We start from the raw sequence: 15996 nt of genomic DNA, 5'->3' as shown, positions 1-15996 counted from the left end.
ATTCCTGTATTTTTAAAAGAAGCAAGCGCATTATTTCCCTGCTATGATCACCAAATCAGTCGTGGGCGTACCATCTGCCGCCGGATATACTTTGCGCGTAAGTGATATTATGTGAAAATCATTTGCTGTCAGCGCCACCGTTAAATAATCCGCCTGATGGTAATAGGTATAGGTAGTATCACCGGTACTGACAGATCTTTTAATACCTGATTTGCTGTAATCATCTTCCATAGTACTGATGTAAAGTATACCGGCAGCAGATAGTAATCTGGCGGCATCTGCAATAAATGTGATGACTTCTTCCTTTGACAAATAAGGAAACCCAAAACCACATATGATGGCATCATAGGTCCGGCCAATTTTACCGATATCCCTGGCATCCATTAACTGAAAAGTCGCCGCCGGGTTATTCAATGCAGCCAGCCGGATCATATTAGGCGCCAGATCAGTGCCGGTGATATTAAGGTCCGGCCGCTTTTGCAACAGGTACTTAGTGATATTACCAGGTCCGCAGGCCACATCTAAAACATTGGCCTGTTTCCGTGGAATGCTGTTACAAAACAAATCGAATGTATCATGATACAAATCTACATTCATGAATTTTTCCTGATACAGGTCCGCACGTTTATTGAATACATCAACGGACATCTGGTTATTATCCATATAGGGGTATGTTTGAAAAGCGGCTCCTGCAGCACTGATTACTATAACGCCGGAATAATGCGTTTGCCGATTAATTCAATAGCGTTTAATAATTTTTCGTGAGAAAGGCCTGCGTTATCCATTTGAAAAGTCACTCTTGAAATACCACCCAGGGCTTCGCTATGACGTTTTATTTTTTCGGCTACTTCTTCCGGGCTGCCGATCAATAAAGCGCCGCGGGCGCCTGCCTGCGCATCGAACTGAGCCCTGGTAACCGGAGGCCATCCCCTTTCTTTTCCAATCCTGGTGAATGTTTCTGCATAGCCGGGGAAATAATCTTCCACCGCCTGTTGTGTGGTATCTGCTACATATCCCAATGAGTGGAGACCTACTTTTAATTTTTCCGGGGCATGTCCGGCTTTGGCGCCGGCTTCGCGGTACAGATCTATCAGTGGCCGGAAGCGATGTGTTTCTCCTCCGATGATGGCTACCATGAGTGGCAGTCCGAGTGTACCGGCGCGCACAAATGATTGCGGTGTGCCACCTACGCCCAGCCAAACCGGCAAAGGATCCTGTACCGGCCGCGGATAAATGGCTACGTTGTTCAGCGGTGGCCGGAATTTGCCTTTCCACTTTACCACTTCATGGTCCCTGATGTGCAGAAACAAGTCCAGCTTTTCTATAAACAACGCATCATAATCTTCCAGGTTATACCCAAACAGCGGGTAGGCTTCCACGAAGGAGCCACGGCCCACTACTACCTCTGCGCGGCCACGGGAAATAATGTCGAGTGTAGCAAAGTTCTGGAAAACCCTTACCGGATCAGCGGCACTTAAAACTGTTACCGCACTCGTGAGCCGGATTTGTTTGGTGCGGGCTGCTGCTGCCGCCAATATCATGGTGGGGGCTGAATCCAGGAATTCTTTACGATGATGTTCTCCTATACCAAATACATGTAAACCTGCCTTGTCGGCCGCTTCTATCCTTGCCAGTAAACTGGCCATTTCATTCATATTGCCTGCCGCATCCAATGCGGTGTCTCTTGCATTTGTAGCTGCAAAGCTGTCGATTCCTACTTCCATAAAATGTGCTTTATTAAACTATCTGTAAGATATCCAATTTTTTGCGAGCACCATTGCCTGGCATGCTATGCTATTGCATACCGGCTTACCTCTTTTTATTCTCTTTTGGAAAATTGTAAATAAATACTAACTTGATCAATACTAATCACAAACGATCATAAACGATCATTTAAAAAACATCATGATATGAAACAGATGCTGACTATTTTAATTGCAGGCCCCTATCGTTCAGGAACCAACGATGATCCTGTTTTAATGGAACAGAATTTAAGGAAACTGGAAGAGATGGCGCTGCCTATATTCCGGGCAGGGCATATCCCTGTGATCGGGGAATGGTTTGCCTTACCGCTGCTGAGAGCAGGAGGCTCCACACGTCCCGGTGATGCGGTGTATGAAGAAATCCTATATCCTGTTGCTGGCCGCCTGATTACAAAATGTGATGCGGTATTAAGAATAGCAGGCGCCTCCAAAGGAGCGGATGAGGATGTACGCATTGCGCAGGAACGCGGACTACCGGTTTATTATKCCCTGGAAGATTTATTGGCGGCAGGGGCATAATTATCATTTCGGTATCTTGTAGAAAATTGACGCTATGAAATTTTTCATCAACGAAACAKATCAGATCGTGAATGAAGCAATAGATGGATTATTGACGAATCCGGATCTGGCGAAATTAGATAGCTTCCCTGCCATCAGGGTAGTGATACGTAAAGACTGGGACAAATCGAAAGTAGCTGTCATTTCCGGTGGAGGTTCAGGTCACGAACCCGCCCATGCCGGCTTTGTAGGAAAAGGTATGCTGACAGCGGCCGTATGCGGCGATATTTTTGCCTCCCCGAGCGTAGATGCTGTATTATCTGCCATCCTCGCAGCAACAGGTCCTAAAGGCTGTTTGCTGATCATAAAAAATTATACCGGCGACCGGCTTAATTTTGGTTTGGCTGCCGAACAGGCGCGCGCCCTGGGACACGAAGTGAGAACCGTTACCGTAGATGATGACGTGGCACTGGGACCCGATGTAAAAAAACGTGGCGTGGCAGGTACCCTGTTTGTTCATAAAGTAGCGGGACAACTGGCAGAAGAAGGAAAGTTACTCGATGAAATTGCGGACATCGCACAACAGGTGATTGATCGCACTTCGTCTATTGGTTTATCGCTGACAGAATGCCGGCACTTAGGCCAGCAAACTATCTCCCGCCTGAGCGATGAACAGGTGGAATTAGGCTTAGGCATTCACGGAGAACCCGGTATCAAAGTGATTGCATACGATAAGGCAGATCAACTCATGGCCATTGCCATGAAGACACTGTCGGAGAGCTTACCGGAAACAAACAACAGATATGCCCTGCTTTTTAACAACATGGGTAGCGTAAGCCCTGTTGAAATGAGTGTGCTGGTGAATGCTTTCCGTAAAACACCGTTAGGTGATAAAGTAGATTACATGATCGGTCCTGCCGCGTTGATGTCGTCTATCAATATGAGCGGATTTTCCGTGTCTTTACTTCAACTAAACGGGGTGATTGAAAAAGCCTTACTGGCACCGGCAACACCTGCTGCATGGCAGTTACAGGCATTTAAAAAGCCGGCCAGTATTGCCGCACCATCACTGCCTGCCACTCTTCCTTTCGAACCTTCGGATAATAGCCGGGTACAGGAAATTATTGCCTCCACAGGTAGCCTGCTGGTAGCCATTGAAAAAGAAATCAATGACCTCGATGCCAAAGTTGGTGATGGTGATGCCGGATCTACTTTTGCACTCACCGGCAAACGCCTGTTATCTAACATTTCACAACTACCATTGAACGATACCGGGAAACTACTACAAACCATAGGTCGTATCCTTGCCAGGGAAGCAGGGGGCTCCAGCGGAGTACTGCTATCTATTTTGTTTACTGCCGCCGGCAATACATATGCCACCCAACCCGATCTCGGCGCAGCATTGCTGGCTGGCTTGCAGAAAGTAAAAGATTATGGTGGCGCCCAGGCAGGCGACAGAACCATGATTGATGCCCTGCAACCCGCTTTTGAAGCACTGGCTGCCGGGGAAAGCATCAGCACGGCCGCTCAACAGGCACGCAAAGGAGCCGACGATACGAAACATATTATTCGTACAAAATTCGGTCGCTCATCTTATCTTTCTGAAGAAGTATTAAAAAATATTCCGGATCCGGGTGCAGAAGTAATTGCCAGGGTATTTGAAAAAATCGCGGGGTTAAAATCAGCCACGCATTGAAACCAAAGCGCCCTATCTACACATATCTCCAAAACGAAATACGTGTAGACAGGGCCTTTGGTTGCAGGATGTTGATATGTCATTCAACCTGCCGTAGCTATTTCTTTACCGCAGTAAATATATATTTCAGCAACACATCATAAGAACCTTCTCCATCTTCATTATAATTTCCGGCAGTAAGCACCACTTCCATATCAAGTGCGGGCACCATACAGATAATCTGTCCACCGTTTCCTTCTGCCATCGTAATGGGGGTTGGCTGGGCTGCTATCACTGGTTTGGCACACCAGAACTGGTAGCCATATCCTTCCGGTATATCGTTGGTATTAAGCTGCCACTTCATGGCTTCGCTGACCCAATCCGCCGCTATCAGCTGCTGATTATTCCAACGTCCCTGCTGCATGTACAAACGTCCGATCTTCAACATATCAATTGGACGCATGCGCAAACCTGATGGCGCCCATACTGTACTATCGTCTCTTACTGCCCAGTTAAAGTCCTTAATGCCCATTGGTTCAAACAAATACTTTTTAGCAAAAAGATGAACAGGCATTCCCGTTACCTTTTGTATCAGCTGCGCCAGGAGCTGTGTACATCCTCCGTTGTAATTAAACACAGTACCTGGTGTAGCCACACTATTCCGGCTCAGTACAAAATCTACCACATCTGCCGCCGCCATCAGCTGTCGTTCTCCATTCTCCGGATCTGTGTAGGGTGTGTGTTCATTCCACTCCAAACCAGCACTCATCGTGAGCAGGTCTTTAATAGTAATCCCTCCCCTGGTTCCGGTAGCATACTTTTTATATGCCGGAAAATAATGGAAAATGGAGTCGTTGATACTCCTGATCTTCCCTTGCCCGACTGCAATGGCTACACAAGACGATACAATACTTTTAGTTACACTACGACAATCATGTAAACTATCCCTGGCATGCGCTACTTTGCCCACTGGCGTCGGAAATACAGCATCCTCACCCGGAAAGTAATGTTCATAAATCAGTTTATTGTGTCGCAAAATCAGGATACTATGCGTATTAAATTTGCCGCCGCTGATCTCCTGTTCCAGACTAATGATTTTACGCTTATCAATATTGGCTTCTTCAAAAGAGCCTGCTTCAAATCCTTCTACCGTGGTATCAGGCACCGGCGTGTGATCATTACGGCAGGCAAAAAAGATAATCGCTAAAAGCGCTATGGCCAGGTATTTCATAATATGATGCTGGTTTCGGTGATGAACAATCTTGTATATCACCTATACGACACCATTAAAAGATATTACCCCCACGGTTTCATAAAAATTATTACCGCTTGTTTACCTGTTTTCAAAATACTCAAACGCATCAATCAAATCCAGGTAAGCGCCGTCAAAATGACTGTCAATAATTTTCTGTACGTAAGAAGTGCTATTGCCGTAAATAATATCCTGCCAGTCTTTGTTCCAGTATTCCGCGTAAAAATTGCCTGCCCAATCGGGATCCTCTGCGCTGATAAACGGAGGATTACCTACTTTCCAGCCGGTTTTCCAATAGTAGCGGTAATTTTCCACCTCTCCTATTGACATATAACTTACCACCAAACGTTTCCCCCCGTTGGCTTTGTGCTTAAGCAGATCTATGTCTGCCGCAGTGAATATAGTCGTGCTGTCAAAAAAAAGATCCATGATAATCAGATCATAATTAGTGGCACGGACTGCTGTAATAAATGCGTTCTTGCTCGCGTACTTTCCCGGATCAATGATGTAAAGAAAATTCTTTGCCAGCATAATGTTATTGATATCCGTATTGTTTACACCATATGGCGTAGCCGGATAAGAAGGAATATTATCCAGGCCGCGATGGTCTGCCGCAAAAGAAATATAGCCGTTGGCGTTATTAGTCGTGTACGACTTGCCCATGTTTACACTTCCGTTGCAATAATCCGTTACCAATACTTTTTTGGTCGTTTTAATCCTGTTCAGAAATCCCTGCATCCAGTTTTTATCGGCAGTGGGAGTAGGTTTGTTATCGCCCGTGTAGCCGAACAAAAGATCTTCCCGGCCTACTGCATCAATGGCCTGTACATAAGCAGTGGCAAGAGGTCCGGTAGATTCTCCATCAGTAGTAACAAGGTCTTGTCCGTTTTGTGGGATGATGGCAAATTGTGTGTTCCTTGCTTTGGCATACTGACTGATCCCGATAACGAAGTTTCTCATTTCCTGCCGGTAATCAATGGCTGCTGCTGTTATTTTTTTCTGCAGATCCGCGGCGCCGGGACGCGCAGGCGTTTGTAACATTTCTTTTGAAGTACACCCTGTAATACTGCTGATCACTACGGAAGCCAGCAACAGGTGTCTGTTTAGTGTTTTCATAAAATATATGTTATGGTTATTAAAGATGCTGATATAGTTATGCTACGGCAAAGGTTTACCAATAGGGCTTTTCATCATGGGTCCGTTTGTTTATAAAAAATATTCGTATGGTACAGATGTGATAAATGTAGGCGTTTATTTTAAACATTTGCCCCAAAACCTTAGTCAATCGTTTGACTGAAATATGCATATGCGACACAATAATAGCGCACACCCAAAAGGCAGTTCTTTACAGATCCGCCGCCCATATTATTTGAATGTTGTACCTTTGGACATGTCTTCCTACATTGCATTACAAAGCTTTTACAACAGTATTGCTGAGCAGCCTTCTGAGCTGAGCAGGAATGAAACCGGTCATTTCAATATTTTTAAGATAGAAGATATCCTGCTTCCGAAACACAGCCGGGAAGGGAGTTACAGCCGCCGCAGTTTTTATAAGATCAGCCTGGTTACGGGGCATAGTAAATTACACTATGCTGATAAAACGATTGAAATCCGGGATAGTGCGCTGGTATTTACCAATCCACTGATCCCCTATCGTTGGGAAAGGATCAGTAAGAAGCATACAGGATATCTCTGCATCTTCACCGAAGCTTTTTTCAATCGCTTTGCAAATATCAAAGAGTATCCTGTTTTCCAATCTCCGGACGCCGCTATCCTACCACTCAGCAAACAACAGCTGTCTCCTTACCTGGCATTGTTTCATCAAATGCACAGCGACATACAAAGCAACTATGTTTATAAATACGACCTGCTGCGTAATCTGTTAATGACAGTGGTACACTCCGCGCAGAAAACACAACCGGCTGCCATGAATAGTTATGCCGGCTCCAATGCAGCAGAAAGAATTACCATCGGGTTTGCAGAACTACTGGAAAGACAATTCCCCATTGAGATGACCTACCAGGTAATTAAGCTGAAGTCGCCAGCCGATTTTGCCACACAATTAAATGTGCATGTAAACCACCTGAATAAAGCGTTGAAGGAAATTACCGGACATACTACCTCACAACTCATCACTGACCGCATTCTGCAGGAATCAAAGATCCTGTTAAAAAGCACCAACTGGAGTATCAATGAAATTGCCTGGAGCCTGGGTTTTGAAGAGCCCAATCACTTTTCCGGATTCTTTAAAAGTAGAAATAATATTACCCCGAATCAATTCCGGCAGTCAAATTGATTGATTTCTGTACTTTTTGATTTCATTTTAGTATCGATATTCTTCGCCATTCCACTGAACTTTGCATCATAAACAAGTATAAGTTATGTGGACAAAAAACAACATACCTGATCTATCCGGCAAAACAGCCCTTGTCACCGGCGCCAATACAGGCATTGGTTTCGAAACTGCGTTGGCCTTATATGAAGCTGGCGCACATGTAATACTGGCCTGTCGTGATATTCAGAAAGCAACAGCAGCCCTTCAGAAAATACAGGAACATAGCAGCAAAGGCAGCCTGGAAACCGGTCAGCTGGATCTGTCTGACCTGATGGCTGTAAAAATATACGCCCAGGATTTTCTTCAGCAGCATACACAGCTGGATATCATGATCAATAATGCCGGTATCATGATTCCACCTGCCTCCAAAACAAAGGATGGTTACGAGTTGCAATTCGGTGTTAACTTCCTTGGACATTTTGCACTTACCGGTTACCTGTATCCGCTGCTGAAAGCTACTCCCAAAGCCAGGATTGTAACCGTCAGCAGCATGGCCTATCTCAACGGCGTCATTGATTTCGCCAACCTGCAATCCGAAATTTCTTACGATGCGATGCGCGAATATTGTCAGAGCAAACTGGCGGACCTGATATTATCAGTAGAGTTGCAACGCAGAATAGTGGCTACCGGAGACAATGTGCTTTCTATTGCAGCACAACCTGGTGCCAATCAAACGGAGCTATCCAGGCATATGGATAGCGGCGAATTTGAAGCAGCGGTTCAGCGCATTGGTGAGCTGATGGCGCCCTGGCAGGGTGCTTTGCCATCCCTGTATGCAGCCACGAATCCAAAGGCCATTGGTGGCGCATTATATGGGCCGGATCAGGACGGCGGCTATCGTGGCTATCCTGCACAGGCAGTGATTATGGCTAATGCGTTAGATGAAGCTGTGGCGGAAAAATTATGGCTTCTTGCGGAGCAAGTGACAGGGGTAAATTTTCCTGGCTAAAAAGAATCGTTGTATAAACCCTTTCAAAAAACAGTAAGCCCCGCGTTAAACGCAGGGCTTACTACTTGTGAACAACCGATATAACTGATCCGCTTATTTTTCCTTGATCTTCACCCTTTCCTTTTCAGGGGAAGCCGTATTTTCTGCACTGCGTTCCGTCAGCTTAGCCCCGCTGCGGAAGCGATAGGTAAAGATTACCCGCAGCGCCTGCGTTTGCCAGCGGTTTAATGCGTATACATCTACATTCTGGTAACGGCTGGAGGCTTCGTATTTGTACCATTTAAAAAGATCCACACCGTTGATCCGCAGAGTAGCCATTTTGTGCCACAGGTCTTTTTGCACACCTATGCTGAAAGTACCTGCCGGCCGTTGTATAAAGGTACCGTCAATCACGCTGGAAGTATACATACCTGCCAGTTCCACCATCCAAGTATCTGTTAACTTCACCTGTTGTCTCAGCTGTCCTGAAAAAGTATTATTGGACAGCGAAAAAGGCGCGTTGTTAATGGTGCCATCATATTTATAATGATTGAGCTCCAGGTATACCACGGTGGTTAATTTATCGCTCAGCGGCAACTGCAGATTGGTGTTCACCCCTGCGATGCTGCGTGTGCTGATATTCTCCGGACGAATAAAGGTTTCATTGGTGGCGGTGCGCTGCTGTACAATTTCCTGTATTACATCCGTTGTTTTGTTGTAAAGCAAGGTGGTGGTGAGTGCGCCATCCATGAATATATGACTCAACTCTATGTTGTTACTGTATTGTGGCAACAGGTAAGGATTACCTTCCGTATAGGTATATTGATCCACATAAAAGCGGAAAGGATTCAGGCTCAGGTAATCCGGTCTTTCAATACGGCGGCTGTAGTTAAGACTAAATTTATTTTTTTCATTGAGCGTATAAGCCAGCATAGCAGAGGGAAACCATTGCAGAGAGTTACGGTCAAATGAAGCGCCTCCATTCAGCTGATGGCCTTTCATCTGCATCTGCTCAGCGCGCACGCCCGCCTGGAATTCCCAGTCCCTGATAGTTTTCCGGTAATTCAGGTAGCCGGCATACACGTATTCCTTATACAAAAAGTGATTGCTGAGGGAGTCGTTGCCAACCCATTTATCATTTATACGGTCGGAGTACATGGCATTATTATCGGTGTTTACGTAGCTGAACTTCGCACCAGCTTCTATTTTACCATTCTTGCCGACAGGCACGGAGTAATCTGCTTTGGCGGTGTAAATATGAATCTCCCCAGGCATATCCGTCATAAACCGTGTAGGCGTTTCCGTTGGCTTTCCTTCCCCATCGAAATAGTTGTTATTAAAATGCTGCAAACTGGCCGTATTATATTGCAGGTAACTTGCATCGATTTGTAATTCATGGTCACTGGAGTCGAAACGATGTTTGAGGGATAAGTCGACTTCCGTATTATTCCACTTACCATTCATATCGGCAGGCGCGACTATCTGTGTCTGTACTTTATTATCTCCTCCTTTAAGCAGGGTGTTGTTATCTGTTGTTGAGCGGGATGGATTGTGAAAACCACTTACGGCCACACCCAGTGTGGTGCGGTCGGAAACATCGTAATCCAGTCCAAGCTTACCAGTCAGACTTTGATTGGTACTCCGTGTAAAAGAGTGTTGGTCATAGATGGTTTTGATGCCACCGTTGGCTTCTGTGCGGAAGTTGCGCAAAATGTAAATATCCTCAAAGCCTTTGCGATAGCTGTAGCCTCCATTTCCAAAGAGGTTAATGCGGCCAACACGATAATTGAAATTGAGGTTTTGCGTGGTACCGGGGTAACGTCCTTGCAGATAAGCCAGGGCGATACTGCCATTAAAACCTTTGTTATTGGTCTTTTTGGTGCGGATGTTAATCACGCCGTTGCCGGCAGCGTCATATTTTGCGGAAGGGTTGGAGATGATTTCTACCTGGTCCAGCTGACTTGCCTGCATATTACGGAGCATGCCTGCGAGGTCGGCGCCGGTGACATACGTAGCCCTTCCATCAATAAATACCTTTATCCCCTGCTTTCCCCGGATGGTGATGTTTCCCTGTTTGTCTACCGCCACACCGGGCGATTTTTCCAGTACATCCATGGCGGAGCCGCCTGCTGCGGACACTACTCCTTCTACATTCACCACGGTGCGATCGGCATACTGCTCAATTAATGCGCGTTTGCCCGTTACCGTTACACCTTTTAATGTTTTGGACCCGGTACCCAATATTCCCGGTTGTAGCTCCAGCAGCGGACCGGCTACTTTCACCGGTTGCAATACTGCCTGCTGATAACCAATACTGCTGATTGTAATAAAGTAATCGCCATATGCGATCTGTTCGAAGGTATAAACACCTGCTGTATCGGATAAAGCAGCCTTTACCAGCGAAGAATCAGTTACCTTCCGCAGCACTACCGTGGCGGCAATGACGGGTTGCCGGGTGTCGTCCTTTACACTCCCGATAAGCTTTCCCGTGACTTCCTGTGACCAGGCATTAAAAGAGGTTCCGGTTAACAAAACTGCCAATGCAGCAATAAATAAGGCTTTCATTATTTTTTATTAAGATGATTATTATTTGTTCGAGATAGATACATTTATGTTCAGCCAAACAGGTGTGTTTCCGGCATATTTATCCCCGCATACCTGATAGCCCTGTCTATCATATCTTCTGCGGGCGCATACTGCAATAGTGGCAGCTGGCTTTCTGTACACAGTATGGCCACATACTCTGCATGCACAGGCAATGCCTGATAATACCATGTTTCAAGACCATTCCCGGTGTTAAGGATACCACGATCCGTATACAGGTGTATGGTATTCAGATCTATAGAAAGCCCTGCTCCTTTTGCTTTCACCAGGCTTTCTTTTTTGATCCACAGCTGATACAATGCCTCGTTTGCAGGCTTATTTTTAAGCTGTTTCAGTTCATCCGGCCGAAGTGCAGCGGCAATGTCATCCGGTTGCAGACATCCCTTCTTTTCCACGTCCACGCCTACACGTCCACAACGGGATACCGCCACCATCACCAGGTTACCTGAATGTGAAATATTAAAATCGATGCTGTCATCCAGGAGAAGTTTACCGTATGGATTTGCGTATACCCGTTCCAGTGAATCAGGATCATATCCTTCCTGGCAAAGCAGATCCCTCAACAATAACTTCCCAAAAAGATGATTCTGCCGGTCCTCCCAGCGATGATAGGCCCCTATTACAGGACGCATCTTCTCCGGGATACATTGCAGCAGCGTATCATACAGGTGTGGATTCAACTGTTGGGTGTATAAAAAAAAGGAATACGTGATCATAAGTAAACAGCTCCTTTAGTTTCTTTATTAATCAACTCCGCCAGTTTTTCAAAATGATGGAGTATGAAAAAATGGTTCCCGTTCATGCGCAGGATGTTGGGAGGATACACCGACTCATCTGCCCAACCGGCGGCCATTTCATCTGAAATAGGTTCCTCGGTGCCACAGATAACCGTCAGCGGTACTTCATAACGTCCCAGTGGCTGATATTGATACAGCTCCAATGCCTTCATGTCTACCCGGATGATGGGCAGAAAAAATTCCATGAGGTCATCGTTACTCAACACCTCTTCCGGCAAACCACCCAGTATCCGCAATTCTTCCTTTAACCCATTATCCGGCAAACGATGACGGATAGTACGCAGATGATTGGATTTGGGGCTGGCACATCCTGTCACAAAGAAATGAAGCGGCAACCTCATCCCTGCTTCCTTCAGGCGGTGCAGCAACAAATTACCGAGTATGCCTCCCATAGAGTGCCCATACAGTATATAATCTTTATCTGTATGTCCGCTTACCTGCAATAACAGGTCATCTGCCATGCGGTGAATATCTTCCAGCAATGGTTGCGCCATGCGCTGTCCGCGGCCAGGCAGCTCTACCGGCACAACCGCAATGCTATTGTGCAGAAAAGGCTTCAGTGTGTTATATGCATATTTGTTGCCGCCTGCATAAGGCAGTGTGATCAGGTTTATTTTCATCTTCCTATACTTTAAAAAAGCGGATATTATTGTACCTCTCTGCTTACCGCCGCTTTTTGCGAAATAAGCTGTAGCTGTGTTTTGAAATGCTGCATATCCTGATCGCTGCAGTAAGCTTTGTTATAGCCAGCCTCCTCCAGCTCTACGGCATACAGATAAGACATGTTGGCGTCTGTACTGAGCTTACCACCGATAAACACAGGCCTTTCTTTCATAATATCGAGGGCTCTCACCCGTTTGATCAGTTCCTTTCCTTCAATATAGCCGTGACCGTTAATAGTGGAAACGATGAGCAGATCCGGCTGATGCTGCACACAGGCATCCAGCAACAAATCATAGGGAACGCTGGGTCCCAGGTTCACGACTTCAAAGCCGTTTTCCTGTAAAAAAAGCTGTATAAAAACCAGGTTCCAGTTATGGGAATCCGATGGAATGGTTGTTAATAATGCAATAGGCTTCATGTGATGTTATTTTATAAACAGGATAATATTTCTACTCATAAAAAAATAGGGTTCAGGGTGTGTATAGCTGCTCCTGCGGCACATACAGTCCATCGTACTTTTGTTGATTGAATGACAGCATGTGTAACAATTCACCGGAAGAAAGTTTCTTTTTCCGCTTCACTGCATTGTTGCGGATATGCGGAGGAAAAGGAATTTTACCCGGATCAGACCAGTATACGTATCCCGCTTCGTCCAGCTGTGCACTGGTAAGGCGGCGGTTATCCGGATGCAAACAATAGGGAACATCCCAGTAACCCATTTTAAATGCCTTGGCCATGCTCTTTTCCAGGTTGCTATCCAGGTTAAGTAACAGGTCTATGAGGAAGTCGGCTTCTTCATAAATCTGGGTAGTCCACTCTTCCACACCAGCATGCTGACTGGGCGTTATCCGTTCTGCAGTAGCCGCCTGATGGCACCAGCCCAGTGAATCGAGGTTGTCTTCTATCAATGGTATCTGATGCGCCTCCTTTACCGTTTTAACAATCAATCTTTCTGCGCCGCCTTTCACCGCTGCATGGGCACTTTCTTCAATCAGTGCTTTTGAGCCGTGGTACGACTGCGGAAATTTTCCCATGAATGTATAAAACACAATATGCCATTCACTTTGCGGGCCAAGGTATTTGACACCCAGCTGCCGTAATGCATGCAGTGCTGCCACATCCTGCGATGTATGTGTGCCCTGCGCCAGGCTGAGAGAATAGGATTTCACCCCATTACGGATCATAAAGATGGCTTCCGCAACTGTGATAGCAATCAGGATGGCGGGCGGACATAGCTGCCCCATCATACATCCCCCAAAACTTTCTATATGCCAGGGATCATCACTGGCATCGGCAAACAAACGGCAGCAGGTACGCCATGCCTCCAGGCTGCGTGCCAACGGAATACGACCATAAGGAAAACAATAGGAAACGGGGCCGCCTTCAATCGCATCAATCCCCGCGGAGATAGTCGCTTTGAAGATCTCCACCGGCAACGGGCTACCATGTCTGATCTGTACCGGGAAACCTGGCTCCCGCAAGCCGGCTATCAGTTGTTCATTTTCTTTCTGCGGATAACTTACAATGGGATAACCATTCAACATCATTCCTTCTTCCACTGCTTTGGCGGCACTACGGAAATCACCACTGCGGGTAAAACTATCCAGTGTAATAGTGCCTATGGTTGGTGCGTCCAGCTGCTTCACTTCCTGTAAACCATGACGCATTTTTGCCTTATCACTAAAGCCCATACGGGGTTGTACCACCAGCCGTTTATTGCGTGCGTTCTCTTTTACGTAGTTGTGAAAAAATGCCGTACTCTGATCCATAAAAACGTTTGTTATTGGTCAACAATAAAATAGATGCCGCTATGCTGTCATCACCGGCTGTTTCACATCACTCTGCACACGTCCATAGTCAAAGCGCAACAATCTTTCTGCATAATCGAAATAGGCATCGTCATGTGATACTGCGATYACTGTCTTACCCATCATTTTCATTTCCGGCACCAACACTTTATAGAAGTAGGCGCGGAAAACAGGGTCCTGTTCAGCCGCCCACTCATCCAGTACAATGATGTCCTTTTCTTCCAGCAATGCATATATCAGTGCTAACCGCTTCTGCTGACCTTTGGACAAGGTGGCTTTAATCACATTTTTGCCTTCATTAAAAGTCACGATATCTGTCAGCCTCATTTTATCCAGCAGATGCATCAGTCTTTCATTGTTACGGTCCAGTTGATAATTGTCGTAGTTTTCCGTAAACAGACAATGATCTGTGTAAATAGCGACCATCTGATCGCGGTACCAGGGGTAGGTTTCCGGGGTAACACGTACATCGTTGAAATAAATGTTGCCGGATTTTGGCATAAACAAGCCAGTAAGTAAATGCACGAAAGTGCTTTTACCACTGCCATTACCGCCGGTAATGAAAATGCTTTCTCCGCTGTTTATTTCCAGGTTCAATGGTTGCAGCCGGAATGTTTCTGACCTGATCTCATCATAATATTCATACACCACGTTTTCAAAACGAATACTGCGGAAAGATTTTTCTGTATTCCCTACACGGCCATGTCCCAACGCAATGGTTTTGGAAGCACTGATAATTTTATCAAATTCTTCCAATCGCTTTACCGCGATATGCATCAGGGTGAACTCACGTATTTCTGTGATGATAATCCCCATGGGGCCCATGAGATATAGCAGTGTTACAATAAAGTTGCTGTTGGCACCGGTAGTGGTATGCAGCAAAGCCGGCAGCAGAAAGAGAATGATACCGATCATCAGGTACCATACATAGCTACCCATCAACTCATTGCCCATATGCCGGATGAGGGTTTTCACGGTAAGATCCTTTGCCCTGCTTCTGTTAACGGTGATGTGTTCATGATAAATATTATCACTGCGCAGGGTGCTCATCTTGATTTCCCGGAAACCACGGAGAAAGTCGTTTACATTCTGCTGATACACATTGGCCAGGTCCCTAACTGTCGTCATATCACGATGCACAGCCTGGTTGCGGTAATAATAAATACCTGCCAGCATTCCAAGGATAAGGGTAATCAGCGCAGCACCGGCCAGGTTGATATAAAAAAGATAGAGTACGCCTATCACCACCATTACTACCGCATTAAAGGTTTCTATAAATGCCTGTGGAAAACGTTGTAATGTGGTTACATCGGCAACGGATGTACGAACTTTTTCATCACCCAGCTTCATGTATTCCTCGTAATTGGTGAATCGTAGTTTATTGAATATAGACAGGCCCAGATCATTGCCCAGGTTGTAGGTGAGCCGGATCATATACGACTGAAAAAACCTGGCGGTAACAAAAGCCAATACGATGAGGACACAATACATTTGCCAGTCATATCCTCCACCAAACGGTAAAGGTGTATTGGTAATCTTGTTATTAATCAATAATAACAAAGTACTGCTCCATATACTGTTGATTAACCCCAGTAAGGCCAGCAGCCAGAAGAACGCTTTCGATTTTTGCTGGAGTAATTTTAACATGCTCATTTTTTTGTTGATTAGCGGTA

Annotated in this window: 14 protein-coding genes; 4 read left to right on the top strand and 10 right to left on the bottom strand. The window is 45.8% G+C overall.

Annotation, left to right across the window (positions count from 1 at the left end; translation table 11 throughout):
• Positions 1-30: 30 nt before the first annotated feature.
• On the bottom strand, positions 31-663 hold the full coding sequence (locus AC1DCV_RS24705) for a class I SAM-dependent DNA methyltransferase (protein ID WP_477025669.1): 633 nt from the start codon (positions 661-663) through the stop codon (positions 31-33).
• 41 nt (positions 664-704) lie between these two features.
• The gene (locus AC1DCV_RS24700; RefSeq protein WP_477025668.1) at positions 705-1724 is read right to left on the bottom strand and encodes an LLM class flavin-dependent oxidoreductase; all 1020 of its coding nucleotides are present in this window, start codon (positions 1722-1724) and stop codon (positions 705-707) included.
• A gap of 186 nt (positions 1725-1910) precedes the next feature.
• On the opposite strand from AC1DCV_RS24700, the gene AC1DCV_RS24695 reads away from it, so the two are divergent.
• Together AC1DCV_RS24695 and AC1DCV_RS24690 are read left to right on the top strand one after the other, a co-directional pair.
• On the top strand, positions 1911-2282 hold the full coding sequence (locus tag AC1DCV_RS24695) for a hypothetical protein (protein ID WP_477025667.1): 372 nt from the start codon (positions 1911-1913) through the stop codon (positions 2280-2282).
• Positions 2283-2316: 34 nt separating this feature from the next.
• Entirely contained in the window at positions 2317-3957 is a 1641-nt protein-coding gene (locus AC1DCV_RS24690) for a dihydroxyacetone kinase subunit DhaK (protein WP_477025666.1), read from the top strand.
• A 97-nt stretch (positions 3958-4054) separates the two neighbouring features.
• Here AC1DCV_RS24690 and AC1DCV_RS24685 read toward each other — a convergent pair whose 3' ends face one another.
• Together AC1DCV_RS24685 and AC1DCV_RS24680 are read right to left on the bottom strand one after the other, a co-directional pair.
• On the bottom strand, positions 4055-5167 hold the full coding sequence (locus tag AC1DCV_RS24685) for a serine hydrolase domain-containing protein (protein ID WP_477025665.1): 1113 nt from the start codon (positions 5165-5167) through the stop codon (positions 4055-4057).
• 102 nt (positions 5168-5269) lie between these two features.
• On the bottom strand, positions 5270-6304 hold the full coding sequence (locus AC1DCV_RS24680; RefSeq protein ID WP_477025664.1) for an endo alpha-1,4 polygalactosaminidase: 1035 nt from the start codon (positions 6302-6304) through the stop codon (positions 5270-5272).
• A gap of 190 nt (positions 6305-6494) precedes the next feature.
• Between AC1DCV_RS24680 and AC1DCV_RS24675 the strand changes: the two genes are divergently transcribed.
• Together AC1DCV_RS24675 and AC1DCV_RS24670 are read left to right on the top strand one after the other, a co-directional pair.
• Positions 6495-7484 (top strand): helix-turn-helix domain-containing protein, encoded by a 990-nt coding sequence (locus AC1DCV_RS24675; protein ID WP_477025663.1) that lies wholly within the window; start codon positions 6495-6497, stop codon positions 7482-7484.
• An 85-nt stretch (positions 7485-7569) separates the two neighbouring features.
• On the top strand, positions 7570-8472 hold the full coding sequence (locus tag AC1DCV_RS24670) for an oxidoreductase (protein ID WP_477025662.1): 903 nt from the start codon (positions 7570-7572) through the stop codon (positions 8470-8472).
• Positions 8473-8565: 93 nt separating this feature from the next.
• Here AC1DCV_RS24670 and AC1DCV_RS24665 read toward each other — a convergent pair whose 3' ends face one another.
• From AC1DCV_RS24665 to AC1DCV_RS24640, 6 genes are read right to left on the bottom strand one after another with little or no spacing between them, the layout of a single operon-like run.
• On the bottom strand, positions 8566-11016 hold the full coding sequence (locus AC1DCV_RS24665) for a TonB-dependent receptor domain-containing protein (protein WP_477025661.1): 2451 nt from the start codon (positions 11014-11016) through the stop codon (positions 8566-8568).
• 50 nt (positions 11017-11066) lie between these two features.
• Entirely contained in the window at positions 11067-11771 is a 705-nt protein-coding gene (locus AC1DCV_RS24660) for a 4'-phosphopantetheinyl transferase family protein (RefSeq protein WP_477025660.1), read from the bottom strand.
• On the bottom strand, positions 11768-12472 hold the full coding sequence (locus tag AC1DCV_RS24655; protein WP_477025659.1) for a thioesterase II family protein: 705 nt from the start codon (positions 12470-12472) through the stop codon (positions 11768-11770). The genes AC1DCV_RS24660 and AC1DCV_RS24655 overlap by 4 nt, the downstream gene beginning before the upstream one ends.
• Before the next feature lie 26 nt (positions 12473-12498).
• Positions 12499-12933 carry a cobalamin B12-binding domain-containing protein gene (locus tag AC1DCV_RS24650; protein ID WP_477025658.1) on the bottom strand — a complete coding sequence of 145 codons (435 nt, stop codon included), beginning with the start codon at positions 12931-12933 and terminating at the stop codon, positions 12499-12501.
• A 52-nt stretch (positions 12934-12985) separates the two neighbouring features.
• Positions 12986-14284, bottom strand: a complete 1299-nt coding sequence (locus AC1DCV_RS24645) for a hypothetical protein (RefSeq protein WP_477025657.1) — start codon at positions 14282-14284, stop codon at positions 12986-12988.
• 39 nt (positions 14285-14323) lie between these two features.
• Positions 14324-15970, bottom strand: coding sequence for a cyclic peptide export ABC transporter (locus AC1DCV_RS24640; protein WP_477025656.1), 1647 nt, complete (start codon positions 15968-15970; stop codon positions 14324-14326).
• Between the last annotated feature and the right edge of the window lie 26 nt (positions 15971-15996).

It is taken from the genome of Chitinophaga sp. 10T418 (genome assembly GCF_056394125.1).
The sequence above is the reverse complement of the archived record's forward strand: the minus strand, read 5'-3'. Positions and strand labels throughout refer to the sequence as shown.